This is a genomic window from Rhodopseudomonas sp. BAL398, from assembly GCF_033001325.1.
Taxonomy (GTDB): domain Bacteria; phylum Pseudomonadota; class Alphaproteobacteria; order Rhizobiales; family Xanthobacteraceae; genus JARJEH01.
The window spans coordinates 3,648,268-3,672,604 of sequence record NZ_CP133111.1 but is presented as its reverse complement, the minus strand read 5'-3'; the positions used below and the strand labels follow the sequence as shown (position 1 = coordinate 3,672,604).

The 24,337-nt window shown below is 60.9% G+C and carries 24 protein-coding genes and 1 pseudogene; 21 read left to right on the top strand and 4 right to left on the bottom strand.

What is annotated here, in order from left to right; genetic code table 11:
- Window positions 1–9 precede the first annotated feature (9 nt).
- Both RBJ75_RS17350 and RBJ75_RS17345 read left to right on the top strand, forming a co-directional pair.
- The gene (locus tag RBJ75_RS17350; RefSeq protein ID WP_044405120.1) at window positions 10–726 is read left to right on the top strand and encodes an isochorismatase family protein; all 717 of its coding nucleotides are present in this window, start codon (window positions 10–12) and stop codon (window positions 724–726) included.
- Window positions 723–1,544: an alpha/beta fold hydrolase gene (locus RBJ75_RS17345; RefSeq protein ID WP_276156514.1), complete on the top strand. Its 822-nt coding sequence runs from the start codon at window positions 723–725 to the stop codon at window positions 1,542–1,544. The genes RBJ75_RS17350 and RBJ75_RS17345 overlap by 4 nt, the downstream gene beginning before the upstream one ends.
- Window positions 1,545–1,577: 33 nt before the next feature.
- Here the strand turns inward: RBJ75_RS17345 and RBJ75_RS17340 are convergent, their stop codons facing one another.
- Together RBJ75_RS17340 and RBJ75_RS17335 are read right to left on the bottom strand one after the other, a co-directional pair.
- Complete coding sequence (locus RBJ75_RS17340) at window positions 1,578–2,048, bottom strand: MarR family winged helix-turn-helix transcriptional regulator (protein WP_044417890.1); 471 nt, start codon at window positions 2,046–2,048, stop codon at window positions 1,578–1,580.
- Entirely contained in the window at window positions 2,045–2,455 is a 411-nt protein-coding gene (locus RBJ75_RS17335) for a hypothetical protein (RefSeq protein ID WP_044417888.1), read from the bottom strand. Before RBJ75_RS17335 ends, RBJ75_RS17340 begins: the two co-directional genes overlap by 4 nt.
- A 209-nt stretch (window positions 2,456–2,664) precedes the next feature.
- Here RBJ75_RS17335 and RBJ75_RS17330 point away from each other — a divergent pair, with 209 nt between their 5' ends.
- The 9 genes from RBJ75_RS17330 to pimC all read left to right on the top strand — a co-directional run bounded on the left by RBJ75_RS17330 (window position 2,665) and on the right by pimC (window position 11,906).
- Entirely contained in the window at window positions 2,665–3,690 is a 1,026-nt protein-coding gene (locus tag RBJ75_RS17330; RefSeq protein ID WP_411194528.1) for a leucyl aminopeptidase, read from the top strand.
- A gap of 586 nt (window positions 3,691–4,276) precedes the next feature.
- Complete coding sequence (pimA, locus tag RBJ75_RS17325; RefSeq protein ID WP_044407861.1) at window positions 4,277–5,929, top strand: dicarboxylate--CoA ligase PimA; 1,653 nt, start codon at window positions 4,277–4,279, stop codon at window positions 5,927–5,929.
- 15 nt (window positions 5,930–5,944) lie between these two features.
- Window positions 5,945–7,129, top strand: coding sequence for an acetyl-CoA C-acyltransferase (locus RBJ75_RS17320; RefSeq protein WP_044407858.1), 1,185 nt, complete (start codon window positions 5,945–5,947; stop codon window positions 7,127–7,129).
- A gap of 100 nt (window positions 7,130–7,229) precedes the next feature.
- Window positions 7,230–7,430, top strand: coding sequence for a hypothetical protein (locus tag RBJ75_RS17315; RefSeq protein ID WP_152647641.1), 201 nt, complete (start codon window positions 7,230–7,232; stop codon window positions 7,428–7,430).
- A 19-nt stretch (window positions 7,431–7,449) separates the two neighbouring features.
- Window positions 7,450–7,635, top strand: coding sequence for a hypothetical protein (locus RBJ75_RS17310; RefSeq protein ID WP_044407855.1), 186 nt, complete (start codon window positions 7,450–7,452; stop codon window positions 7,633–7,635).
- A gap of 204 nt (window positions 7,636–7,839) precedes the next feature.
- Window positions 7,840–8,919 carry an ABC transporter substrate-binding protein gene (locus tag RBJ75_RS17305; RefSeq protein ID WP_044405292.1) on the top strand — a complete coding sequence of 360 codons (1,080 nt, stop codon included), beginning with the start codon at window positions 7,840–7,842 and terminating at the stop codon, window positions 8,917–8,919.
- A gap of 68 nt (window positions 8,920–8,987) precedes the next feature.
- The gene (locus RBJ75_RS17300) at window positions 8,988–9,818 is read left to right on the top strand and encodes an ABC transporter ATP-binding protein (RefSeq protein ID WP_044405291.1); all 831 of its coding nucleotides are present in this window, start codon (window positions 8,988–8,990) and stop codon (window positions 9,816–9,818) included.
- Window positions 9,815–10,609 (top strand): ABC transporter permease, encoded by a 795-nt coding sequence (locus RBJ75_RS17295; protein WP_044405289.1) that lies wholly within the window; start codon window positions 9,815–9,817, stop codon window positions 10,607–10,609. The genes RBJ75_RS17300 and RBJ75_RS17295 overlap by 4 nt, the downstream gene beginning before the upstream one ends.
- A 124-nt stretch (window positions 10,610–10,733) precedes the next feature.
- Entirely contained in the window at window positions 10,734–11,906 is a 1,173-nt protein-coding gene (pimC, locus tag RBJ75_RS17290; protein WP_044405287.1) for a pimeloyl-CoA dehydrogenase large subunit, read from the top strand.
- 553 nt (window positions 11,907–12,459) lie between these two features.
- On the opposite strand, the pseudogene RBJ75_RS17285 reads toward pimC, so the two are convergent.
- Window positions 12,460–12,689 (bottom strand): annotated as a pseudogene (locus RBJ75_RS17285) (hypothetical protein); the annotation flags it as partial.
- A 307-nt stretch (window positions 12,690–12,996) separates the two neighbouring features.
- Between RBJ75_RS17285 and RBJ75_RS17280 the strand changes: the two are divergent.
- The 6 genes from RBJ75_RS17280 (at window position 12,997) to RBJ75_RS17255 (ending at window position 19,406) form a co-directional block, all read left to right on the top strand.
- The gene (locus RBJ75_RS17280; protein WP_080900842.1) at window positions 12,997–13,815 is read left to right on the top strand and encodes an ABC transporter ATP-binding protein; all 819 of its coding nucleotides are present in this window, start codon (window positions 12,997–12,999) and stop codon (window positions 13,813–13,815) included.
- Window positions 13,805–14,629: an ABC transporter permease gene (locus tag RBJ75_RS17275; protein WP_044405284.1), complete on the top strand. Its 825-nt coding sequence runs from the start codon at window positions 13,805–13,807 to the stop codon at window positions 14,627–14,629. Before RBJ75_RS17280 ends, RBJ75_RS17275 begins: the two co-directional genes overlap by 11 nt.
- A 49-nt stretch (window positions 14,630–14,678) precedes the next feature.
- Complete coding sequence (locus RBJ75_RS17270) at window positions 14,679–15,776, top strand: ABC transporter substrate-binding protein (protein WP_160297904.1); 1,098 nt, start codon at window positions 14,679–14,681, stop codon at window positions 15,774–15,776.
- Between the two features lie 1,019 nt (window positions 15,777–16,795).
- Entirely contained in the window at window positions 16,796–17,833 is a 1,038-nt protein-coding gene (locus RBJ75_RS17265; RefSeq protein ID WP_044405280.1) for a WD40/YVTN/BNR-like repeat-containing protein, read from the top strand.
- 99 nt (window positions 17,834–17,932) lie between these two features.
- Entirely contained in the window at window positions 17,933–18,538 is a 606-nt protein-coding gene (locus tag RBJ75_RS17260) for an amino acid synthesis family protein (protein WP_044405293.1), read from the top strand.
- Window positions 18,539–18,563: 25 nt separating this feature from the next.
- Window positions 18,564–19,406, top strand: a complete 843-nt coding sequence (locus RBJ75_RS17255; RefSeq protein ID WP_276156512.1) for an alpha/beta fold hydrolase — start codon at window positions 18,564–18,566, stop codon at window positions 19,404–19,406.
- 83 nt (window positions 19,407–19,489) lie between these two features.
- Here the strand turns inward: RBJ75_RS17255 and RBJ75_RS17250 are convergent, their stop codons facing one another.
- The gene (locus tag RBJ75_RS17250; protein ID WP_044408332.1) at window positions 19,490–20,452 is read right to left on the bottom strand and encodes a Bug family tripartite tricarboxylate transporter substrate binding protein; all 963 of its coding nucleotides are present in this window, start codon (window positions 20,450–20,452) and stop codon (window positions 19,490–19,492) included.
- Between the two features lie 131 nt (window positions 20,453–20,583).
- On the opposite strand from RBJ75_RS17250, the gene RBJ75_RS17245 reads away from it, so the two are divergent.
- The 4 genes from RBJ75_RS17245 to RBJ75_RS17230 all read left to right on the top strand — a co-directional run bounded on the left by RBJ75_RS17245 (window position 20,584) and on the right by RBJ75_RS17230 (window position 24,287).
- The gene (locus RBJ75_RS17245; RefSeq protein WP_080900949.1) at window positions 20,584–21,603 is read left to right on the top strand and encodes a Bug family tripartite tricarboxylate transporter substrate binding protein; all 1,020 of its coding nucleotides are present in this window, start codon (window positions 20,584–20,586) and stop codon (window positions 21,601–21,603) included.
- 51 nt (window positions 21,604–21,654) lie between these two features.
- Window positions 21,655–22,278, top strand: coding sequence for a glutathione transferase GstA (gene gstA, locus RBJ75_RS17240; RefSeq protein WP_044408335.1), 624 nt, complete (start codon window positions 21,655–21,657; stop codon window positions 22,276–22,278).
- A gap of 88 nt (window positions 22,279–22,366) precedes the next feature.
- Entirely contained in the window at window positions 22,367–23,347 is a 981-nt protein-coding gene (locus RBJ75_RS17235; RefSeq protein WP_317528510.1) for a cyclase family protein, read from the top strand.
- A gap of 445 nt (window positions 23,348–23,792) precedes the next feature.
- The gene (locus tag RBJ75_RS17230) at window positions 23,793–24,287 is read left to right on the top strand and encodes a tripartite tricarboxylate transporter TctB family protein (RefSeq protein ID WP_201776301.1); all 495 of its coding nucleotides are present in this window, start codon (window positions 23,793–23,795) and stop codon (window positions 24,285–24,287) included.
- Window positions 24,288–24,337: the final 50 nt, after the last annotated feature.

Below are 24,337 nucleotides of genomic sequence, written 5' to 3'. Positions count from 1 at the left end.
AGCGCGACCATGACCATCAAACAGCCTTGGGACGACTTCATTCCGTTGGAAGAGCGCGAGACCTACGCGATGGCGGGACTCGGCGGCGCTGCCGGTTTCGGCAAACGGCCCGCACTGCTGGTGATCGACGTCCAGTATCGCTCGATGAGCGATCGGCCCATGCCCATCCGCGAGGCCATCAAGCAATATCCCACAAGTTGCGGCGAGGCGGGATGGCGCGCTGTGGCGCCTATCGGGGAGCTGATCGGCCTGTTTCGCGCGAAGGGATGGCCGGTCATATTTCCTCACGTCGCCCGAAAAGTGGGTCACGATAACGGTGCGTTCTCGGCAAAGATTCCCGGAATCATGCGGATTCCACCCGAGGGCTATGAGTTCGTCCACGAAGTGGCGCCGCTGCCGGGCGAGTTGTTGCTCCCCAAGACGCAGGCCAGCGCGTTCTTCGGCACGCCGCTCGTGACATACCTGATCGGCGGCGGCATCGACTCTCTGGTGGTGACGGGCTGTACGACCAGTGGCTGCGTGCGCGCGTCGGTCGTTGACGCCTGTGCGCTGAACTTCAAATCGATCGTTCCGAGCGACGCGGTCTATGACCGCTCACCGACATCGCATGCGGTAAATCTGTTCGATATCGCGAGCAAATATGCCGATGTGGCGCCGACGCAGGCGGTTTTGCAACGGCTGCGCAGGTTGCCGGAAGCCGTGGCATCAGCAGGTGGATCAAGATGACTGGTGACCCCGCGCCCCGGCTTCTCTACGGCGCCAATGTCCGCGCGAATGGCATTCGGCAGCACTATCTCAGGTTTGGCGGCAGCGGCCCGGCCATCGTCATCGTGCCCGGCATCTCGACCACCGCGGCACAGTGGGCCTTCGTCGCGGAGCACTTGTCCGATGGTCACGACGTTTATGTGCTGGACGTCCGCGGTCGTGGCCTGTCCGAGGGCGGACCGCATCTCAGCTATTCGCTCGATGCGTGTGCGGCGGACCTGGCCGCATTCGCCGACGTCCTGCAACTCGGTCGACATACGATCCTCGGACATTCCATGGGGGCCCGGATCGGCATACGTGCGGCGCGCTGGCGGGCGTCATCGATCGAGCAACTGATCCTGGTGGATCCGCCAGTCTCCGGGCCGGGACGTCGCGCCTATCCGATATCGATCGATCCCCTGCTTAGACTCCTCCAACGTGCGAAGCGCGGCGAGGCCGATATCGCGCTCCGCGGTCCGGATGCACCTGCATGGCCCGAACAACACATCCGCACGCGGGCAGAATGGTTGCACACCTGCGACGAACGGGCACTGATCGAAGCCCATAAGGGGTTTCACAGCGACGACATTCATTTCGATCTCGCCAATCTCACCGTGCGTACCGCACTGGTCGTCGCCGGCCGGGGCGGGGTCATCCGGCCAGAAGACGAAAGCGAGATCCGCAGATTGGTCCCGGCCATCGAGATCCGGCGGCTGGAGACTGCAGGTCATCAGATGCAGATCGACGATACGGATGGATTTCTGTCGCTCGTCCGGGCGTTGTTGCAGTCCCGCGCGTAGCTCTGCCCAGGCGGAACAGGGAACGCGGCTCAGTCATCGGCGAATCACTTTCTTCAACAGGGCCGTCAATGCTTCGCGCTCCGCGGTGGAGAGCGGCGAAAAGGTTTCCCGGGAAATCTCCCTGATTCTCGTGACGGCGCCGGAGGCCACCGCCCGACCCGTGTCCGTGAGGTCTATTGCCACGCGACGACGATCCAGAGGATCGATGACGCTTTCGATCAGGCCGCGGATCTTCAATCGATTGATCACGCCGGTGATGGTTGCGGAATCGTAGTGGATGAGGCGGCCGAGGTAGTTCTGCGAGCAAGGTCCGACCTCGAGCAATTTGGCGAGCGTCGAGAATTGCGGAGCAGTTAAGCCTTCAATCATCATTGCCGTAAAGAACGAGATATGCGTTTTCAGGGCCACGCGCAGCAGAAAGCCCGGCTGGTCATCGAGAGCGTATTCTTGAGAGGGGGCTGCAACGGTCGCGGGGGGGATCGTCTTCTGAGCTGTCTGTTTCAAGTGTTGCCTTCAGTTTTGAGTGGCTTCGCGGCATCAGAAAAGGGCGGCCGCAAAGCAAAATCGACGAGCGCCGCAATGAGAGCCTTCATGGCTGGTGGGATCACGTGGGTCACAACGGTGGGCGCGGAGCTGCAGTCGTGCCGGCGGAGCGGCCCGGGTCCATCAACATGAACCACGTGCACTAACAGCCGGGGCAATCTCGACAATACACCGCCGTTGCACTTGCTTGCAAGTTTATCGCTTGCGGGCAAGTTTATTGCTTGCACACGAGTTATTTCGCCAATATCGTGGGGTGCGGCGCCTGGAGAGGTTGCGCAGATGGCCATCTGCCGAAGCCATAGGAGCATGGCCTGGTCGGCCTTGGCGCCCTTCGCGCCGAGTAGCTGGCCGTGTTCGGTCGTGGTCAAGGCGTCGCAATCCGGCTCGTGTCCGACGGACTTCGGGTCTGTTCCTAACGGAAGGTCTACTGCCGAGGGACGTTCAGACAATTCGCCGAGCCGGCCGTCGCACAGTGATGCATCTGCCCCGTGCGATGCATTGCGGGCGCCCGCCAGGCGAGCACATCGTGAGCGATGAACAGGAGAGATGAGTGGCGAAAACCGTAGTCGATGTTGAGATGCTCGATGTTTTCAAGGCCGAGCTTGAACTGTGCAAAGTGAAAAAGGGCGAAGTGGTCGCGGTTCTGAGCGGCGGTGACGATCATCCGGAATACGCTCAGACCTTCATGCTTGCGGCGCAGAGCCTCGGCGCGACGACGTTCCACGTCAACGTGCCGAAATATGGCCAGCAGAAGATCGCCGGCGTTCAGGGCCGCCACGCGCTGACGGGCAACCAGCCCGCGATCGACACCCTTAAGCGGGCCGATCTCGTGATCGACCTGCTCGGTCTTCTGTTCTCGGCCGAGCAGGCGGAGATCCAGGCTGCCGGGGCTCGGATCCTGCGCGTGATGGAGCCCTTCCATATTCTGAAACAGATGTTCCCGACGGAAGACCTCCGCCGTCGGACCGAGCTGTCGCGAACGATGCTGCAGGCGGCGAAGACGATGAGGATCACGTCACCCGGCGGAACCGACGTGACGTACGGCCTGAGCCAATATCCGGTAATCTCCGAATATGGCTACACCGACGAGCCGGGCCGCTGGGATCATTGGCCATCAGGATTCGCGTTCACGCAGGCAACAGACGGCGAGGTCAACGGAACCGTTGTGCTGATGCCGGGCGACATCCTTTGCGCATTCAAGCGTTACGTCCAGGCACCCGTGACGCTCGAGATCAAGAAGGGCTACATCGTCGACATTCAGGGTGACGGCCCGGACGCGCTTCTCATCAAGAAGTATATCGACAGCTTCGGTGATCCGCGAGGCTGGGCGATCTCTCACATCGGCTGGGGATCCAACGAGCGAGCCAAATGGCATCATATCGCATCGACCTCGCAGCTCGCGTCCGAGCACATCATGAATGCGCTGGCCTTCTACGGCAACGTGCTGTTTTCCACCGGGCCGAATACCGAACTCGGAGGGACGAACGATACGCCGTGCCACCTCGACATCCCCCTGCAGGGATGCAGCCTTTGGCTGGATGACATCCACATCCTCGACAAGGGTGAATTCGCGTTGCCGGAGCTGAGGGCGTCCCGTCGATAACGCTTTCTCAACGGCGTTCGGCCGGCTCGGAGCAATCCGGGCGGGCCGTTCGCTGGGGCGCGCTCGTGATCCGCGTCTCGTTTGCGATAACGCTCGTCGCAGATGCCCGCGGAGCCTGCGGTTAGCCGCTGGAAGCCGGGTCGCTTGCAATCCGTGCCTTCGCCGTCCACGTCGTCCGCTGTCGTATGGGCCGGCTCTCCCGCCCACAATGCGGACGACCGCAGCCTCAGGCGGAGCGGCGGCCTGCGGCCCGCCGACCGAACAATTATCGCCTTTGGCGGCTGCTCCCGGGTGAGTCGCTCGCTCACCAAAATTTGCTTGTAGGCCGGTGTTGCACTTGCGTACAAGTAGCAGCTGGGCTAACCTCGCGGAGAAACGTCAATTGGGTTCGCCACTGGTGCCGCTTATTGGATCGATCTTTCGACCCTTGTGATTCTGTCGCTCCGCGCACGCCGTGCGTCTTGGCGGTCGCGGCCCGACGATCGCGGCCGCTTCTGCGAAGAGGACCGTCGTAGCGCAGCAGGTGTGACGCGGCATTTTCCTTCACGGCTCCGCCCACCGGGCCACGTTTCACGGAGAATTTTCAGTGCACTACCCAGGTGAAAGATTTTATCCGGAAGGAGTCCGGTGGGATGAGCCGATCGAGACGGGTCTCGTGCCAGAGCTGTTGGAGGAAGCCGCCCGCAGATTCGGCGACCGTCCGGCGATCGAGTTTCGCGCAGGCCGGATCAGTTACCGAGACTTGAGCGACAAGGCCGCTCAGGCGGCAGCCGCCTATCTTAGGGATGGCCTAGGGCGCGATACGACCATCGGGTTGTTTCTCGGAAACACGCCAGATCATCCGATCAACTTCTTCGGGGCCCTCAAGGCAGGCGCGCGCATCGTCCATCTCAGCCCGCTGGACGGCGAGATCACCTTAAAGCACAAGCTGACCGACAGCGATGCTCGCGTCGTGGTGACGAGCAATCTGTCTTCGATTTTTCCGCGCGCACTCGCATTTCTCGACGCAGGCGTCATCGATCGCATTATCGTCTGTGAGGACGACGTATGGGGTGAGTCGGAGAACAAGCTGGTCTCATATGCGAGGCGACCGGAGATCGTCACCTACTCCGATTTCACCGCAGGGGCCTCATTGCCCGCGGCGTGGCCGGCGCTGGACCGCGATGACGTCGCGCTGCTGCAGTATACCGGAGGCACTACAGGCTTGCCGAAAGGCGCGATGCTCACGCACCGCAATCTAACCGCCGCAGTCTCGATCCGCGAAATTTGGACGCGATCATTTCGCGCCAAACGCAAGGCTCCCGAGCGCGTCATCTGCGCGCTACCCCTGTTCCACATCTATGCGTTGACGCTCATCTTGATGAAGCGACTGCGCTACGGCGATCTGATTTCCCTCCACCAGCGCTTCGATCTCGATGAGATCATGAGGGACATCGAGGTCAATCGCGCAACCGTATTTCCGGGCGTTCCGACCATGTGGATAGCCGTCACCAGTCTTCGCGATCTGGATCGCCGTGACCTGTCCTCGTTAGCTCTTTGCAGCTCGGGCGGAGCGCCACTTCCGGTCGAGGTCGCCGCAATCCTCGAACGGAAGACGGGGCTTCGGCTGCGTAGTGGCTGGGGCATGACGGAAACATCGTCGCCCGGCACGACCCATCCCTCGGACGGGCCCGACAAGCCGGCATCGATAGGACTGATGCTGCCCGGCATCGAGATCGCGATCGTCGCGCAGGACGATCCGCACCGCGTCCTGCCGATTGGCGAGGTCGGCGAGCTGATCATTCGCGGGCCGAACGTCACCCGCGGCTATTGGAAGCGCGAGGCAGAAAGATCGGAGTGGTTCATTGGCGATCGCTTCCTCACCGGCGACATCGGCTACATGGACGCCGACGGCTGGTTCTATCTCGTCGATCGAAAGAAGGACCTCATCATCTCGGGCGGTTTCAACGTCTATCCGCAACTGATCGAGCAGGCGATCTACACCCATCCCGATGTCCATGAAGTGATGGTCATCGGTATTCCTGACCAATATCGCGGTGAGGCAGCCAAGGCATACATCACCCTGCGGCCGGGAGCCGCGCCCTTCGAGATCGACGATCTGCGCACTTTCCTCTCCGGCAAGATTGGCAAGCACGAATTGCCATCGGCGCTCGATTTTGTCGAAGATCTGCCCCGCACCAATGTCGGAAAATTGTCGCGGCAGGCGTTGCGTGACCGACTCTCATCTCGCTCGGCATAAATTGGAAACCATGGAATGATTGACGCTGTTATCGTTTCGACCGCGCGCACACCGATCGGAAAAGCCTATCGCGGTGCCCTTAACAATACGGACGGCGCCACGCTGTTGGGTGAAGCCATCAAGGCGGCCGTCGCGCGCGCGGCCGTGGATCCCAACGACGTCGAAGATGTCGTGATGGGCGCGGCGATGCAACAAGGGACGACTGGCGGAAATATCGCCCGCAAGGCGTTGCTGCGCGCGGGCCTCCCGGCTTCGGTGTCGGGTACGACGGTCGACCGCCTGTGCGCATCTGGACTGCAGGCGATCGCCATCGCGGCTCGGTCGGTGATTCACGATGGCGTAGGAATCGCCGTCGGTGGCGGCGGCCAATCGATCAGCCTGGTGCAGAATGAACATGCCAATACGTATCGTGCCGTCGATCCCGTGCTGATGGCGATGAAGCCAGACGTCTATATGCCGATGCTCGACACCGCCGAGGTCGTCGCAAAACGCTACGGGATCTCGCGTGAGCTGCAGGACGAATATTCCTTCGATAGCCAGATGCGGACGGCGTCGGCTCGGGAGAGCGGAAAGTTCGACGAGGAGATCGTGCCGCTATCGACCTCCATGTCGATCACCGACAAACAGACGAAGGAAACAAGCCTGAAGGACGTCGAGCTTGTCCAGGACGAGGGGCCTCGCCCCGACACCACGCAAGAAGGGCTCGCCAAGCTGAAGCCCGTGCGCGAGGGCGGAAGTATCACGGCGGGCAATGCGAGCCAGTTGTCGGACGGCGCCAGCGCTATGGTGATCATGAGCGACAAGGAAGCGGCGAAGCGTGGCCTGAAGCCGCTCGGCATCTTTCGCGGCTTTGTCTCTGCCGGCTGTGAGCCCGACGAGATGGGGATCGGTCCGGTCTACGCAGTGCCGCGCCTGCTCGAACGTCATGGTCTGCGCGTCGACGACATAGATCTGTGGGAGCTGAACGAAGCCTTTGCGGTCCAGGTCCTGTATTGCAGGGACAAGCTGGGGATCGATCCGCGCAAGCTGAATGTCAATGGCGGCGCGATTTCCATGGGGCATCCTTATGGCATGAGCGGTGCGCGCCTGGCAGGGCATCTGTTGATTGAAGGACGCCGCCGGAAGGCCAAGTACGGCGTCGCCACGATGTGCGTCGGAGGTGGCATGGGCGCCGCCAGCCTGTTCGAGATCATCGACTGAACAGAGGGGAATGTGTTGCCTTCGAGCGAGCCCGAGCGACAGAGCCGATCGTACGCTCTTCACGGCGGCTGCGGCAGCAGCCACCCGGAAGTCGCCAGGGTTGATTGCGCCGCTGGCTTGCGCAAAGGCCGTGAGCTGGTCGCTCGACATGCCGTTTGAGGAAGCGTTGAAGAAAGAGCGCGAGTGCTTCTTGAAGCTGCATTCCGACGACCAATCCAAGGCACAGCGCTACGCGATTAACGAAGGTGCACGTATCGCTCGAAGCGAACATTGCGGCTCCCCCGGTGCGATATCGATGTGATCTGGCTGAATGGCTATGGATGGCGACCCATCGCGGCGGACCGATATTCTATGCGGACCAAGTTCTGAAGACGATTGTCGAGCGGCTTGAATTCTACGCGCAGAGCTTCGCCGAACCGGCGCTGAAGCCGACCACGCTACTTGGGCGTCTTGCAAGAGAAGGCGCCTCCTTCGCGTCGATCAATCGCGTGACGACGGTTAGCTGACCCATTCCTGCGGTCGAGGCTTTTCGTGCCGGCTCGTCTGGGTGAGGCGAGCCGGTGAATGCACGCTAGATGCAATCTTTGCCCAAATATTGCGTCGATTTGATCAAAGCTTCATCGCTCGTGTACAAACATATAGCTTGTAGACGAGTGATAATCCAACTAGCCTGCGAGATATCATTAAATAGTGACTGGGGGAGGCCGACGATGAACAAGGTTTTCACGCTCTTGCTCGCCATCTCGACGACGTTGGTGGCGGGAAACGCCGTTGCAGCAGACAAAATTAATGTTCTGCTGCCGCAGCGAAACGCCAATGAGGCGATCGCTCCATTCCTAGCAGCCAAGTATCTGGGCTATCTCGATCAGGAAGGAATCGACGTCACCTACCTTCTGGTCGCGGGCTCCAACGAGGTCGCCATCCAGGTAGCCAGCGGCAACGCGCTTATCGGATGGGCCAGCCCGGCCCAGGCTGTCATCGCCATGCAGGAGGGCGCAGCCGCGTCGCTCGATCTGCAGTACTTTTCCAGCGTCGAATATCGCAATATCTGGTCGATCTCGGTGCCCGCGAACAGCGCAATCCATGCCGTGGCCGAACTCAAGGGGAAGCGGATCGGCGTCACCGCGCTCGGAAGCGCCGGCATGAACTACGGGAAGGCCTATCTGCGTGAGGCCGGTCTCGATCCCGACCGCGACGTGACCTTCGTGCCGATCGGGGCGGGCGCCCAGGCGATGGCCGCGATCAAGCAGAAGGTGGTGGACGCCATCGTGTTCTGGGAGACCGCGAATGTCACCTTCGCGATTGCGGGGACACCGGTCCGTCAGTTGCCGATCGACAAGAAGCTCGCCCTGCTGCCGGATGTATCATTGCTGGCCACGAGGGATACGATCAAGAAACAGCCGAAACTCCTGATCGGCTTCGGCCGCGCCCTGGCAAAGGGCCTCGACTTCTGTCTGGCCAATCGCCCGGCTTGCGTATTGCTGACCTGGAAGGTTCACCCCGAGAGCAAGCCGACGGAAGGCACGCCGGAGCAAAAGCTCGAGCGCGGCCTGAAGATGATCTCGACCCTGGACGGGTGGACCGATGAGCAACTCGGGGACAAGCGCGCGGAGTTCATCGAATCCCGCTGGAGTGAACTCAGTGACTTTCTGTTGCAGGGCGGACAGATCAGCAAGCCGGTTCCGGCGTCACGGATGTTCACACGCGAATTCGTGGATGAGATCAATAATTACGATCACGCGAAGATCGTGAAGCAAGCAAAGGATTTTGACCTCAAGTCGCTACAGTGACCTGCCGCTCATAACCGCCGGCCCGGAAGAACAATGACGGGTCGCCCTTTAGTGAACGAGATCCATTCATGCAGCTTTCGCCCCTCAGAGCGCCCGATCATTCGACGCCGGACCAACGTCGAGCACTTATCAAGATCGAGAACATCGAGAAGAAGTTCGCCTCGCATTCCGGCGATGTCGTGACGGCCCTGGCCAAAGTCAATCTCGATATCAAGGAAGACGAATTCATCTCCGTAGTCGGGCCGAGCGGATGCGGCAAGACGACCTTGCTGCGTATTCTCGCGGGATTGACGTCTGTTACATCGGGGGTCGTCGATTTTGACGGCGAAATCCTTCGAGGTCCGCGTTCCGATGTCGGCATCGTCTTCCAGCAAGCACTTCTCTTGCCTTGGATCACGGTGCTCGACAACGTGCTGTTATCGCCTCACCTCAAGAAAGATCGTTCCGAGGCGACCAGACGCAGGGCAGAGGGCCTGCTGGCGTTCATGGGACTCTCCGACTTTGTGAGAAAATATCCATTCGAATTGTCGGGGGGGATGCAGCAACGTGTCGCGATCTGTCGCGCATTGATGCGCGAGCCGAAGGTCCTGCTCATGGACGAACCGTTCGGCGCGCTCGATGCCATGACTCGCGAATCCCTCAATGTCGAACTGATGCGGGTGTGTTCCGAACAAAAGAAAACCGTTCTGTTCATCACGCACAGCATTCCCGAGGCTGTTTTGCTTGGCGACCGGGTCGTCGTCATGTCGCCGCGGCCCGGGCGGATATCCGAAATCATCGACGTCGATATCGAGCGGCCGAGAAGTCTGAAAACGATGGCGAACAAGCGGTTCGGCGAAATCTGCGATCAGATCCGCACGATATTTGGCTCGGAAGCACCAATGGTGACGGCGCTATGAAAAACGCGCGGGTGGCGAAACTTCTGCAAAACCTCCAAGTCACGGGCCTCGCCATTGTCCTGCTGGCGATCTGGGAAGGCGTCTGTCGCATTTTTGAAGTCTCCCCGCTGGTGCTGCCGGCGCCGAGCGGCGTCGTCATTCGGCTGTATCGCATGTTCGCCGAAGGCGCGATCTGGCCGCATCTCGGGGTTACCTTGAGCGAGATACTGATCGGATTCTTCGTGGGAATCATCTCCGGGCTCGTGGTCGGCGCGCTGGTGTCATTGGTGCCGACGGTGGAAAGATTGGTCTATCCATATCTCGTCGCCCTGCAGACGGTGCCCAAGGTGGCGGTTGCGCCGCTTCTCGTCATCTGGTTCGGATATGGGCTGACGTCGAAGATCGTAATCACCGCATTGATCTGCTTCTTCCCAATCTTGGTGAGCGTGATCTCCGGGTTTCATTCCACGGATCGCGACCAGTTGGACATGATGAAGGCCTACGGGGCCACGCCCCTACAGACCCTGCTGCGTCTACGCATACCTTCCGCGCTCGTGCTGATCTTTGCCGGCCTTGAAATCGCGTCTGTGCTGGCAGTGATCGGAACCATCGTTGGCGAGTTTGTCGGCGCGCAGGCCGGTCTCGGTTACCTGATCATGAGCTACAATTTCAATCTGGATATGGCCGGCGTATTCGCCATCCTGATCATCCTGTCCGCGATCGGCATGACCTTGCACGGCATCACACGCTTTGCGGGCAGGCGATACATCTTCTGGATCAGGCGGGAGCCGGCGGCGGTGATGCCGCACTAGGCGAGCCTCGTCCCCCGACCACATCTGCAACTCATCGTCCTGTCGCCGTTGCGTGGCGACAGGACGAATGTCCTGTTGCCCGACGCCGCAATCCGTTCACGCCATATTGGAGATCGTTTTAGCGATGGACCTGAACTTTACCCCGGAGGAACTCGCGTTCCGCGATGAAGTACGTGCATTCCTTCGGGATAATGTGGATCCGGTGGTGCGCCGTAAGCTGGTGGAAACGCGGCACATCACCAAGGACGAATTGGTGGCCTGGCAACGCACCCTCAACAGGAAGGGCTGGAGCGTGCCGCATTGGCCAGTAGAGCATGGCGGCACCGGCTGGGGAGCGTCGAAACAGTACATCTTTCTAGAGGAGCTGCAAAAACATCCTGCGCCGTCGCCGCTGCCGTTCGGCGCCAACATGGTTGGCCCGGTGATCTACACCTTTGGCAACGAGCAGCAGCAGAAGCGTTTCTTGCCGCGTATCGCCAACATGGACGATTGGTGGTGCCAGGGCTTCTCCGAGCCGGGCGCCGGCTCGGACCTCGCCTCACTTAAGACAACGGCAAAAAGGGTGGGTGACGCCTATATTGTCAACGGCCAGAAGGCCTGGACCACCCTCGCGCAGCATGCGGACTGGATCTTCTGCCTTTGCCGCACCGATCCGGCTGCAAAGAAGCAGGCCGGCATCTCCTTCATCCTGATCGACATGAAATCGAAGGGCATCACCTGCCGGCCCATTCGGATGATCGATGGTGGGGTCGAGATCAACGAGGTCTTCTTCGACGATGTCGCGGTCCCGGTGGAGAACCTCGTCGGAGAGGAAAACAAGGGCTGGGACTACGCCAAGCTCCTGCTTGGTCTTGAACGCGTCAATATTGCACGTGTCGGCATTTCCTTGGCGCGGGTAGCCCGCATCAAGGAGCTGGCTTTGCAGACCATCTCCGGTGGTCGTCCGTTGATCGAGGATCCGCAATTCCGCCAGAAGCTGGCCGCCACCGAGATCGAGTTGAAGGCGCTCGAACTGACGCAGATGCGCGTCGTTGCCGCGGAGGGCAAGCGTGGCAAGGGCAAGCCGGATCCGGCGTCCTCGATTCTCAAGATCAAGGGTTCGGAAATTCAGCAGACACTCACCGAACTGCTGCTCGAAGTAACGGGCCCGTTCGCGCTACCCTTCCTGCCGGACGACGAGGCCGATTGGGCCTCCCCGATAGCGTCGGCCTATTTCAACTACCGCAAGGTGTCGATCTATGGCGGGTCGAACGAAATCCAGCGCAACATCATCGCCAAGGCCGTGCTGGGGCTTTGATCTAGCAGCCGACATCATTCACGTGCGTGCGTGCGCGCGGCTGACGCGAAATCCCGAAGTGGTCCAGCTGCTGCGGAGGCTCCTGGGACATGAGACCGAGGACGCGGCCGGGATTTGCCCGCAAGCCCGGAATGCGTCCATGGAGAATCAGTGAGAATAGGAAAAGGGATTTCGATCTCTCTCAGCAGCAGCGGCTTCTCAAGGATAGCGTGGACGGCCGCCTGAAGGCGTCCATAACCCCTGTCGATCGCCGCCAGAAGGACGTGAGCGTCGTGAGGTTTAAGCTTCTCGTTACCACGCGCCAGCCAGCGGAATGCCGCGAGAGCAGTGGCAGAAGCTCTTGAAGTTCAGGCCCGCTCGCTGGGTCGTCGTGAGCGGAGGATTGCCTCAACGCGAGCAGATCGAGGCCGATTTGCAATTCGGCCGGGGAACGGGGGCTTCCACACCGACGTCTGTGCCCCAGCCAGTCCGGGGTCCAGAGATGGATTTGTAGACTTCGCCGGATGCCTGACGTGCGTGACGCAATCAATGGGCTTTCGAATCGCCGCTGGCTGGATGAGAGCGCTTCGTTTCGGGTGATCTCGATGCCAAAGCCTGCCGGTCCATGAAGTGATGCGTCGAGGACGTGAGGTGACGGATCGACGTGATCTTCAGATCCCGAAGGATCTGGGCTCCGACGCCGACCTCGCGCCATTTTTGGTTTCGGTAAGCGCACGGCGCCGCGGCATTCTTTGCTTCTCGATCCGCTTGCTTACAAGTTTTGCACTTGCGAACGAGTTTTATGCTTGCATGCGAGTGAATGTCAAAATATCGTGTTCTTAGAATAATGGCGGAAACGTCTTGCCGCGGACAATCCCTGCGTCCGCAGGCCGATGCGTCGGGATGTGCCCGGCCGCCGATTGCCGTCCGTCGGCTCGAAGGAGTAGTTCACGATGCGCAGAATTACAGGAATCTCCTGCTCCGGTCCCCCTCCTGCCGGCTGCCCTGCCGACTGGCTGCTCTTCCATCGGCCTGCCCAGCTAAGCGACAAGGTGGCGGCCTCGACGGCGGCGATCGGCCAGCGCGCGCCGCGATCGACGGGAGCGTCCAGATGAACGTCGGCAATACTGCCAGCTGTGTGGCGATCCAGGCATCGCCCGGCCGCGAGCCGCTCATTTCGGTGAAGGGCGTCTCGAAGACCTACGCGACGCGTCGGGGCGGAAACGTGCTGGCAATCGGTGAAGTCAATCTTGAGCTCGCGGAGCAAGAGTTCGTTTCGCTGATAGGCCCCTCGGGGTGCGGCAAGTCGACTCTTCTGCATGTCACCGGCGGCCTACTAAAGCCGACGACCGGGCATGTGCTTGTGCGAGGTGAGGATCGTCCGATCCGAGCCGAGGAGTTCGGAATGGTCTTCCAGGATGCCGTTCTGTTTCCGTGGCTGACCATCCGGCAGAATGTCGAGATGCCAGCGCAGGTCTTGCGCGTTCCCAAGAGCGTTTATCGGCCACGATCAGCCCAATTGCTGGAGTTGGTCGGGCTGGGCAATTTCGGCGACGCCTATCCGCGCGAACTCTCGGGCGGTATGCAGCAGCGAGCTGCGATCGCCCGTTCGCTGATCCACGACCCCGAACTTCTGCTGATGGACGAGCCGTTCGGCGCGGTCGACGCGATCACACGCGAAACCCTCAATATCGAGTTGCAGAGGATCCGCACCGTGGCGCGCAAGTCGGTGCTCTTTGTCACGCATTCCATTGCGGAAGCCGTCTTCCTTTCCGATCGCGTTGTGGTCATGAGCGCCCGGCCCAGCCAAATCCGATCCATCATCGACATCGATCTGCCGGCTGAGCGCGGGCCGGAAATGATCGAGTCACCCGAGTTCGACAGCATCGTTCGTAAAATTCATCGGGAGCTCGGTCGCCATGTCCACTAAATCCGGCTCATCGGATCGCACCGAAAGATTGCTCGATCTTGCGGTCTCCGCATCGCTGTCCTTCGGTCTGTTCATTTTGTGCGTGATCGTCTGGCAGATGATCACGGCCCTGGGCCTGCTGCCTGCCTACCTCGTTCCGACCCCCGCAGCGACCGCGCATGCCATCTGGCGCGATATGACGGATCCGCACTTCTGGTCCGGCCAGTTCCTGCAGACGCTTTACGTGGTGGTGGTCGGCTTTCTCATCGCGGCGGTGATGGGCATTTTGATCGGGCCTCTCCTCATCGTGCATCCGCTGGTCGAGCGGTCCGTGTATCCCTTCGTGGTGGCGTTTCAGGCGATGCCGAAGATCGCGATGGCGCCCCTCATCCTGGTCTGGTTTGGATACGGGCATACATCGAAGTTCATGATCACCGCGCTGGTGGCGTTCTTTCCAGTGGTCGTCAACGTGATCGCGGGGCTCAAGGCCGGTGACGAGAGGCAGCTCATCCTGATGCGTGCACTCCGCGCAAACTGGTGGACGCGGCTGGTCAGGGTCCGAATTCCGAACGCGATGCCCTACATTTTCGCCGGGCTCGATGTCGCTGCGGTATTCGCCGTGATCGGAGCCGTCGTCGCTGAGTTTCTCGGCTCGCCAAACGGTCTCGGCAGCCTGGTGATCATTCGCCAGACAAATTTCGATACGCCGGGACTGTTCTCTGTTCTGTTCTTCCTGGCTGCGATGGGTTCGGCGCTGCATTTCCTCATCAATGCCATGGGGAGGAAGTTCGCGTTTTGGTCTCAAAGCTCAGACAGCAAGACCGCCCAACGATAACGATGCAATCCTGCCCACAGGCTCTGATAGTAGAAAGGGATTTATGCAGATGAATCGGTACAATTCTTTCAGCGCGCGGACGATGTTGTTGATCGCTTGCCTCGGCGTCGGAGGCTACAGCAGCAGCGCGATCGGCGCACCGGCTGCGGCCAGCGCGATTCCAGCTCCGAATGAGATCAAGGCGCCCGAGCAGAAGAATCTCGTGGTGCAAGGGGCCAGCCCGGTGCCGAACATCGGATATCTGCCGTTGTACGTTGGCCAGAAAATGGGGTTCTTCGACCAAGAGGGGTTGAACGTCGAGATCAACTATTCCCACGGCGACTCCGTCACCATCCAGGCGATCAACACCGGGCAAGCGCAGGTCATGAGTGGGACGCCGGAGGCGCTCATCCATAGTTACGAGAAGGGACTCAACGGCGTCCTCTTCTATCAGATCTATCGCAGTCTGATCTACTCGGTGGCGGTCCCCGGGGGTGGCAAGATCAGTTCACCCGCGAACCTCGCGGGCAAGACGATCGGCGTCTCCAGCATGGGCAGCACGGGCCTCATCATCGCTAAGATTGTAGCAAAAGACGCCGGCATCGATCCCGCCAGCCTCAAATTCCTGCCGGTCGGCACCGGGCAGCGGGCGATCAGCGCTCTGAAGGAAGGTCAGGTGGACGCGTTGTCGCTGTGGGACGCAGCCTATGCGCAGATCGAGACCGCCGCCCCGGACATGAAGCTCACCTACTGGCGGCCCCCGAGCCTCAGCAAGGTGGGAGACGGCGGCTATTTCACGACATGGGACACGATCCAGAAGATGCCAAACGCGCTCGCCCATTTTACGCGTGCGATCCAAAAGTCCCTGGAGGCGATTCACGATAACCCCACTCAAGCGCTGGATGTCTATTGGCAGGTCAATCCGTCCGCCAAACCCAAGGGGTCCGAAGCCGAAGCCCATAAGATCGGTTTGAAGGAGCTCGAAGTGCTGGGCCGGTCGTTCGATATGAGCGGTGTTCCGTCGGAAATCGATGTGCCGAGCCTGGACGCCTACATCAAGACCTTCCTGGACCAGGGGCTGATCACCAAAGCGCCGCCGATCGAGGAGTTCGTCACCAATCGCTTCCTGCCCATTGCTCAGGCCGCCGCTCGTGAAAGAGCGAAATAGAATCCGGGTAGCCGGCCGCCCGTCCATGTGAGATCGATGCGGCGTTGAATGAGTGGGGGCGGCCGGCCGGGATCGGCACACCGCCCCCAATGCGCTTCCCGAGTGTCGGAATGACCTAATAGGCGGCGATCGACCGGCGCGCGGGTTCAGAGCCTTCCTGCCGATCAGCGCCGTCCATCTACCTGGTAAAACCGCGCAATGCGGGTGACGTCATCGTCGGTTCCTGGGATCTCGGAAGCCCTCACGACGCCGAAAAGCTGGCGTTTTTACCTTGCCGCGCCGGCACCGCCATATCGGTCGGCCGACCATGAAAATACTAAAGTGGAAAACTCTCGACAACTGACCACGCTGCCTGGAGGGGCTCAGGGCGATCTGCTCACTTAGCGCTGCTTCGAGAAGCCAGCGGAAAGATTTTAGGCAAGGTTTCCGCTGCTCAGGATTGCTCGTCCTCACGCCGCTTTCTTCAAATCTCGGCGTCTCTGACGGTGGTACACGTAAGTGCGATTTTAAGGAGGATCCGTCCGGCCTCCCTCGCGTCGATGAGATCGGCACGAATTTCCGGCATCGACAGCCTGCGGTACATCATCATCATTCTCGCTCGGCAAGGCTCAATTCCGGCCGGCTGAACGATGAGGTTTCTGCCGCCGAGGCCGGCCGAAGGCTTCGGCGCGGGTGACGAGGACGCTTCAGTCCGACGCTCTCGAGCGAGCCAAACCCAATAATCCATCCCCAGTCCGGTCAGGTCTCCCAAAGCGCTGCCTCAGAGGGGGGCTCTCGCGTGGCAATCTCGACCTTGCCAACCGGGCCGTCTGCGCGAAGCCCGGCCACCTCTCATTCGACAGACGCCGACGAGCAAAGAACTTGGCCCAACGCCGTGACTCGAGCGGCGAATGGCATCGGTGGCCGCGGCGAAAAGGGGCCGCCCGCCGCGACGGGCCTTCGCAAAAGTTCGCTTTACTTCCAGTTGAGATTGAGATTTTATTGCAATATGAGAAAATGAATATCTAAGGGGAGCGTTGATGAAGAGTACGATTATCGTCGCAACGGCGGGCCAGGGCATGTTGCGCAGCAATGACAATGGGGCCACGTGGCACCGCTTGGGCTTGGGCGAACCGATCGAGTTCGACGGCATCGTCCGCTCGCTCGCGGTCGATCCCAAGAATCCGCAGCGTATCTATGCCGGGGCCGATTGCGGCGTCTGTATCAGCGAGAATGCGGGGGCGCATTGGCGGCGCGCCAACGGGCCGATCCAGGGAATGACGGTCTGGTCCCTCGCCGTCGATCCCAATGACCCGACCGTGCTGTATGCCGGAACCGGCGCGCCGTCGCGGGCGGCGCTGTTCAAGTCGACCGATTCGGGCGAGACCTTCACGCGTGTCGTCGAGGAGTTCCCCGAGTTCTGCGCGGGCGTCAATCGGCCGAGACTGCTGACGATCTGTGTCGATCCCGATGATGGCCGCCAAGTCTGGTTCGGGCTCGAAGAGGGCGGTGTGTGGCGTAGCAACGATGCGGGCGCGACCTGGGTGCGCCTTGACGGCGCCGACCAAACCATCCGGCATTCCGATATTCATGCGATCGCCATCGCTTCGGCCACGCCGTCGGCGCCCAAGACGACTTTCGTCCTCACCGTGAATACGGCCTATCGCAGCGTCGATGACGGCCAGACCTGGTCCGGTGAGCCGTCCAAGGAGCGGTTTGAAGGCTTGTACTACACGCGCACGATCCTGCCGCTGCCGGGCAATGGCAACGACCTGTTGCTGGCGATCGGAGACGGCACGCCGGGCATCCAGACGCGGATCTATCGATCGGCCGATCGGGGTGAAAGCTGGGAACTGACCAATTTCAAGCAGACCCCGAACTCAACCGTGTGGGCGTTCGGCGCGCACGCCGCGGATGCGAACTTGATCTACGCCGGCACGAAATACGGCAATCTCTTCGTCTCCCGCGATGCCGGCCGGACCTGGGAAAAGGAATGGCGTGACTTCAGCGAGATCACCGCGGTTGCCTGGACGCCGGTCGCCGCGCCGCTCAAGGCGCATGCAAAATCCGACGTGTAACGGACCCGTCCCCGGACCTCAGGGGGGCAATGCAAAATTGCCCCCCTTCTTGCGGTTTGCCAATGACGGCTGCCGGATTTGAATTCAAAGGAGCTGTTCTTGAAAAAGCCAAAGAACTTTGCCGAGTATCATATCCGCAAATGGTACACGCAGGTCGATGAGAGCCTTGCCAATGAGAGCGGACAATTGGCGGACGGCGCCCCGCTTCTGAAGTATGTGTTGGCGGCTGCGATCGCGAACCCCTATGCCGGCGTGTTCAGCGAAAACCTCGACCTGATCGTTGCGGACTCGCCTGCATTGGGTGCGGAATTCGGACGCAGGATGCGGGCGCTTCTCGGGTCCAACCAGGTCGAGAGTTACGGCAAGGCGGCCATCGTCGGCGCCGATGGCGAGTATGAACATGGCAATGCGTTCCTGACGAGTATCTTTGCCGAGCCGGTCCGCGAATCCGTCGGCGGTGGCAAGGCCTGGATCCCATCCAGCGGCAAGCGCGGCGGGCCCGGCACCTCGATCGACATTCCGCTGGCGCACAAGGATGCGCTCTATGTCCGCTCACACTACGATACGATCACCGCGCAGTTTCCCGACGGGCCGTCGAGCGACGAAGTGATCGTTGCCTTTGCCGTAGCCAGCAGAGGGCGCCTCCACGCGCGTCTCGGCGGCCTGCGCGCCGAGGAGATTCGCGGCGAAGACGGTCTCAATTGATGGCTGACCAGACATGACAGGCACAATGACGGATCTGCCCCGCGAAGGCTGGGTGCAAAGCGAAGGCCTCAAGCTGCGCTTCCTGGAATGGGGCGTGGAGCAGGCGCCCGCTATCGTGATGTTGCACGGCTTGCGCAGCTATGGATACACCTGGGAGCCGGTCGCGTTGCCGCTGTTGCCGGACTGGCGCGTGATTGCGCTGGATCAGCGCGGTCGCGGATCCAGCGATTGGGATCCGCAAGGAAACTATCACACGGCCGCCTATGTTCGCGATCTCGAGGCGCTGGTCGATCGGCTGTCGCTCAAGAATTTCGTTCTGCTGGGCCACTCCATGGGAGGGGCCAATGCGATCGTCTACGCGGCGCGGCATCCCGAACGACTGTCCGCGCTGATTATCGCGGATATGGGCCCCGGCGCGTCAGCCAGCTCAAACGGGTCGGATCGCATCAGGCAAGAACTGCAACAGACGCCGTCGTCCTTCGCGAATATCGAGGAGGCCACCGCGTTCTGGCGCAAGCTGCGTCCCGCAGTTTCCGCGGAGGCCCTTCAGTCGCGCGTCGCGCATTCGTTGAAGCGGGAGGATGACGGCAGATTCTCTTGGTGCCACGACGCCGAAGGCATTGCCCGAGCCCGATTGAGCGACGCAACGCCATCCGTGGATCTGTGGCCGCACGTCGAAGCTCTCGCCATGCCGACCTTACTGATCCGCGGCGCCAATTCGGATTTTCTGTCATCCGCCACTGCCGCGGAGATGCGCCGCCGCAATCCGCTCATTGAGACGATCGATGTGCCCGGCGCTACCCACTACGTCCACGATGACAATCTGACCGGTTTTAACGCGGTGCTACAGGAGTTTCTCAACCGGTGAACGGGCTGGGGCCGCCCGAAGCAAGATAGTTGAAGCCAAACCATTAAGGCGCCCGAGATCGAATATCTCGGGCGCCTTTCGATTCATTTGAGCTGGATTTGCGCGGTGTGGGCGATCCGCTTCCACTTCTGAATGTCGGCTTTCAGGAAGTCGCCGAACTGCTTCGGCCCGCGATCGACGATCGTAACGCCGCGCTGACGGAAGGCCTCGACCAGAGCCGGCGATCGCAGCACTTTCGAAACCGCCGCATGGATCCGTTCGACGATCTCCGGAGGCGTGTTGCGCGGCGCCAGCATGCCGAGCGATCCTTCGAAGACGAAGTCCGAAACACCGCTCTCCGCCATCGTCGGCAGGTCAGGCGCCAGGGTCGAGCGCGTGGGAGACAGCGTCGCCAATGCTCTCAATTTGCCGTCTTTCACATAAGGCATCATCGAGGAGACGGTATCGAAAGCGATCTGGACCTGTCCGGAGAGCAGATCGGTGGCGGCCGCCGCGCTGCCTTTATAAGGCACATGGACCAGCTTCGCGCCGGTCTTGTGCGCGAATGCCGCGCCGATCAGGTGGTTGGTCGAGCCGACACCATAGGATGCGTAGGTGATGTCATGAGGCGGCTTCGCCAGATCGATCAGCTCCTTTACCGTGTTGGCCTTCACGGCCGGGTTGACAGCAAGCAGGAACGCGACGGTTCCGATCTGTGCGATCGGCGTGAAATCCTTCAGCGTATCGTAGGGCGCGACGGCTTTGACGGCCGGCAACACGTCGAGCTCTGATCCCGAGCCGAACAGCAACGTGTATCCGTCTGGTGCCGCGCGGACGACGGTCTCCGCGCCGATCGCGCCCCCGGCGCCGGGCCGGTTCTCGATGACGATGGGTTGGCCCAGCTCGACCGACAGATCCTTCGCGATCATGCGCGCGGCGGTGTCGGTGCCTCCCCCCGCCGAAAACGCGACCACCATGGTGATCGGCCGCGACGGATACTTGACCTCCGCCTGAGCCGCACCGGCTGCAAACACCGCAATCACTGCGGCTATCCCGATAATACGCATGACGTCCTCCGTGTTGGTGTTGCCTGATCCGCCTGATACGCGGGTCAGAAGTTTGTTGACAGTTATAATCATTATCATAATGTAAGAAAAAAGACATCGAAAATTACAAAATCAACCAAACGGGAGCGAGAATGACTTACATTGATTGTGCTGCCTGGCGCAGATTCACCGAAACATGCGGTCGGTCTCTGGTCGTGGTAATCACGGCCTTGGCCTGCCTTTTGGGCGTAGACGCTACGCCAACGTTCGCCGCCGCGCCGTTTCCTAACCGTCCAATTACATTGATCGTCGCCTTCGAGGCCGGAGGGTCGACGGATATCTCGGCGCGGCTGGTCGCGCGGCAGCTGTCCGAAGTCTTGGGACAACAGGTGGTCGTGGACAACCGACCCGGTGCCGGCGGCCGATTGGGCACGCGCCGATTCTCCGAGGCGGAGCCTGACGGTTACACGCTTTTGTGGGGCAGCGGCAGCACGCTCACGGTCTCGCCGGTGCTGTATGACGATCAGCAATATGTGAAGGAGCTGACGCCGGTCAGTCTGGGGGTGACGCAACCATTCCTATTCGCCGCCTCCACCGCAACGGGCGCCAAGACGTTGAAGGACTTCATCGCGCTTGCGAAGGCCGAGCCCGGGAAGCTCAATTTCGCATCGGCCGGCGTCGGCTCGAGCAACCATCTTCTGGGCGAGATATTCATGGCCGCGACCGGCACTGAGCTTCGGCACATTCCCTATAAGGGAGGCGCGTCGGCGCGCGATGCCGTTGCAAAGAACGAAGCGCAGCTGATGGACGAGGTCCTGTCGCCCTTGATCGGCAGCATCAAGGCCGGACAGCTCCAGCCTCTCCTCATTACCAGCGACACCCGCCATCCGCTCTTTCCCAACGTCCCAACGGCGGCGGAAGCCGGGGTGCCGGATCTGGCCATGGTGGGCTTCTTTGCGCTGCTCGCGCCCGCCAAGACGCCGCCCGACATTGTGCGCACCTTGAACGTTGCGATGAAGAAGGCGCTTGACGAGCCTAGCCTGCGTACCGCGCTCGATCGCGCCGGGTTTGATCCCGCCTACAGTTCGCCCGAAGACCTCCAGCGGCGGATCGAACAGGGCCGGGCGCGCTACGGCGACATCGTCGTGCGGCGCAAGATCAAGATCAACTAAGCGTGCTGCCCCGACCTACCATTCCCTTACCCATAGCTTCGAAAGAACCTGATGAAACTTTACCTCGCGCCACACGCCTGTTCGCTGGCGGTCGACATCGTCGCCCGCGAACTCAAGGTCCCGCTCACCCTTGAATGGGTCGATGTTCGCGCCAAGAAGAACCCGGATGGCAGTGACTATTTCGCCATCAACCCGAAGGGGCAGGTGCCGACATTGCAGCTCGACGATGGCCAGTTGCTGACAGAAGGCACGGTCATCGTGCAATGCCTCGCCGACATGCAGCCGGCGAACTCCCTGCTGCCGAAGAGCTTCGATCTCGCCAGGTATCGCGTGCTGGAATGGCTGAGCTTCGTCAGCGCGGAATTGCACAAGGGGTTCACCCCGCTGTTCAGGCCGACCACGCCGCCCGCCTACCGCGAGGTCGCGATCGAGAATCTCTCGAAGCGATTCGGCTGGCTGAACGAGGTCCTGACGTCCCGCCCCTATCTGACGGGCGACGAATTCACCGTGGCCGATGCCTATTGCTACACCATCGTCACCTGGAATCGGATTCACCACATCGATCTGTCTCCGTGGCCGCGGCTGGTCGATTACATCGGCCGGATCGAGACCAGAGACAGTGTGAAGGCCGCGCGCGAAGCCGAGGCCGCCGAGCTGCGTCGTCGCAGCGCCTGAGAACGGAATGATCATGCAACATAGATGGAAGAAGCGGCCGATCGATTCCAATTGGGGCGATTTCGGCGACGACGATCAGCTCGGATCGATGAATCTGGTCGGGGTCGAGCAGGTCAAGAAAGGCATAGCCGAGGTCAAGGCCGGAAAGGCCTTCAGCCTGTCATTGCCGCTCGATTACCCGGGCGGAAACGCCCTTCACCCGCGACGGCATCCGCCTCGCCGCTTTGCCACGCTGCGCGGCGGCAAGAACGAAGGAGCGCAGTGCTTTTGCTTCGCTCTGTCGCGAGACAACCCGATGTTTTGCGATGTTGTCTCCGACGATGTCGCTTTGATCCACACCCAGTATTCGACCCAATGGGACGGGCTTGCCCATATTGGCGCCGAATTCGACGCCGACGGCGACGGCAAGGAGGAGGTGGTCTTCTACAACGGCTTCAGCGCGGATCGTGATGTCATCGCGGCGGAGCCGGCGAGCGGTGCCGTCAGCTGGGACAGCTACGAAAATCCGCGCGCCGAAAAGCTAGGCATCGAGAACCTCGCCAGTCACGGCGTCCAGGGACGCGCCGTCATGGTGGACTTGAACCGACATTTCGGCCAGTCCAATCACGCCGTGACCTACAATGAGCTGATGGATATCCTGAAGCAGGACGATGTCGTCATCGAGAAAGGCGACATGGTCTGTTTCTACACCGGTCTGGATTCCCTCATCCTGGACATGAAGAAGAAGCCGGTAGCGGAGGTGCTGCTCAATTCGTGTCCTGGGTTGGATGGCGGCGACCAGAAGCTGTTGCGATGGATCTCCGAGACGGGCATTGCGGCGCTGATATCAGACAATTTCGCCGTCGAACTGATGCCCAAATCGGCACCAAGCGACGTGCGACACGCGATGTTGCCGCTTCACCACCATTGTCTGTTCAAGAACGGCATTCACCTCGGCGAATTGTGGCGCCTGGGGACGCTCGCCTTGTGGCTCCGGGAGCAGAAGCGCAGCAGGTTTCTATTGACCGCTCCGCCGCTTGCCCTGCCTGGCGCCGTCGGCTCGCCGGTGACGCCGATCGCGACGGTGTAGCGGCCTGTCGAAGCCCGCCGCGTGAGATGCTATTCGTCATGCTATCGACGCCGGTCGCGGTTGCGGACCGGCGTCACGCGCCCGATTTCGTCGAGCTGGATGCGCGCGCGTACCTGGCGCGACATCGAGCAGGTTGCCGAGTGCGCGCGCAAACTTCGCGCCCAAACTTCGCGCAAACAAACGGCGATGAGTGCAATTTCCTTATTGACGGGCGAAAATTATTACAGTCTGATAAAAATGACATGCAGGCGCAACAAAGCCCAACGGGGTTGCAATGCAGGGATTGTCACTCGGCGTTAGCAAGGCCATCGCTCACCGCAAACGCTCGCGGCGCGGCGACATCCTCGAACCGTGAGCGTGGAGAACACGCTCGAGGCTTACCCATCAGGCGTCCGGTCAAACGCCGTTCTTTCCATCGCGGCGCCAGCGCCGTGAAGATCGTGAAGTGGACTACGTGCCGGGCGCCGGCGAAAGCACGCGGGGCCTGCATTCGTCCCGCCGGATTCGAGAGGGTCGACAATTGAATAAGAATGTTGTCCGCGGATATGTTCTTGCGTTCGTCGCCCTCGGCTTCGGCCTGGGCTCGTTCCGCTATTCGATCGGAAGCCTGGACAATACCGGACCCGGACTATTCCCGCTGCTGGTCAGCAGCATGCTGCTTGCGATTGCCATCCTGATCGTGATCAGGGCGCGCTACGAAGCGCCCGATCGGCTTGAGATCAAGGTGAGGAGTATCGCGTCCGTTCTGGCCGGCTTGGTCGGCTTCGTGCTGGTCTCGAAAATCGTCGGCATGATTGTGGGCATCGTCGTCCTGGTCTTTGTCGCGGCCCTCGCTGGCTCGTCCTATTCCTGGAGGAGCAACCTCAAAATATCCGCCGCGCTCATCGTGGTGGCTTTCGCATTCCAAGGCCTGCTCGGTCTTCACCTGGGGCTCTACTGATGGAAGTCTGGCAAAACCTTGCGATGGGATTCGGTCACGCGGTGACCATT

Coding starts and splice junctions, on each gene's coding strand:
- RBJ75_RS17350 (WP_044405120.1), top strand. CDS start 10: ATGACCATCAAACAGCCTTGGGACGACTTCATTCCGTTGGAAGAGCGC.
- RBJ75_RS17345 (WP_276156514.1), top strand. CDS start 723: ATGACTGGTGACCCCGCGCCCCGGCTTCTCTACGGCGCCAATGTCCGC.
- RBJ75_RS17330 (WP_411194528.1), top strand. CDS start 2,665: ATGCTCGATGTTTTCAAGGCCGAGCTTGAACTGTGCAAAGTGAAAAAG.
- RBJ75_RS17320 (WP_044407858.1), top strand. CDS start 5,945: ATGATTGACGCTGTTATCGTTTCGACCGCGCGCACACCGATCGGAAAA.
- RBJ75_RS17310 (WP_044407855.1), top strand. CDS start 7,450: ATGGCGACCCATCGCGGCGGACCGATATTCTATGCGGACCAAGTTCTG.
- RBJ75_RS17305 (WP_044405292.1), top strand. CDS start 7,840: ATGAACAAGGTTTTCACGCTCTTGCTCGCCATCTCGACGACGTTGGTG.
- RBJ75_RS17300 (WP_044405291.1), top strand. CDS start 8,988: ATGCAGCTTTCGCCCCTCAGAGCGCCCGATCATTCGACGCCGGACCAA.
- RBJ75_RS17295 (WP_044405289.1), top strand. CDS start 9,815: ATGAAAAACGCGCGGGTGGCGAAACTTCTGCAAAACCTCCAAGTCACG.
- pimC (WP_044405287.1), top strand. CDS start 10,734: ATGGACCTGAACTTTACCCCGGAGGAACTCGCGTTCCGCGATGAAGTA.
- RBJ75_RS17280 (WP_080900842.1), top strand. CDS start 12,997: ATGAACGTCGGCAATACTGCCAGCTGTGTGGCGATCCAGGCATCGCCC.
- RBJ75_RS17275 (WP_044405284.1), top strand. CDS start 13,805: ATGTCCACTAAATCCGGCTCATCGGATCGCACCGAAAGATTGCTCGAT.
- RBJ75_RS17270 (WP_160297904.1), top strand. CDS start 14,679: ATGAATCGGTACAATTCTTTCAGCGCGCGGACGATGTTGTTGATCGCT.
- RBJ75_RS17265 (WP_044405280.1), top strand. CDS start 16,796: ATGAAGAGTACGATTATCGTCGCAACGGCGGGCCAGGGCATGTTGCGC.
- RBJ75_RS17255 (WP_276156512.1), top strand. CDS start 18,564: ATGACGGATCTGCCCCGCGAAGGCTGGGTGCAAAGCGAAGGCCTCAAG.
- RBJ75_RS17250 (WP_044408332.1), bottom strand. CDS start 20,452: ATGCGTATTATCGGGATAGCCGCAGTGATTGCGGTGTTTGCAGCCGGT.
- RBJ75_RS17245 (WP_080900949.1), top strand. CDS start 20,584: ATGACTTACATTGATTGTGCTGCCTGGCGCAGATTCACCGAAACATGC.
- gstA (WP_044408335.1), top strand. CDS start 21,655: ATGAAACTTTACCTCGCGCCACACGCCTGTTCGCTGGCGGTCGACATC.
- RBJ75_RS17235 (WP_317528510.1), top strand. CDS start 22,367: ATGAATCTGGTCGGGGTCGAGCAGGTCAAGAAAGGCATAGCCGAGGTC.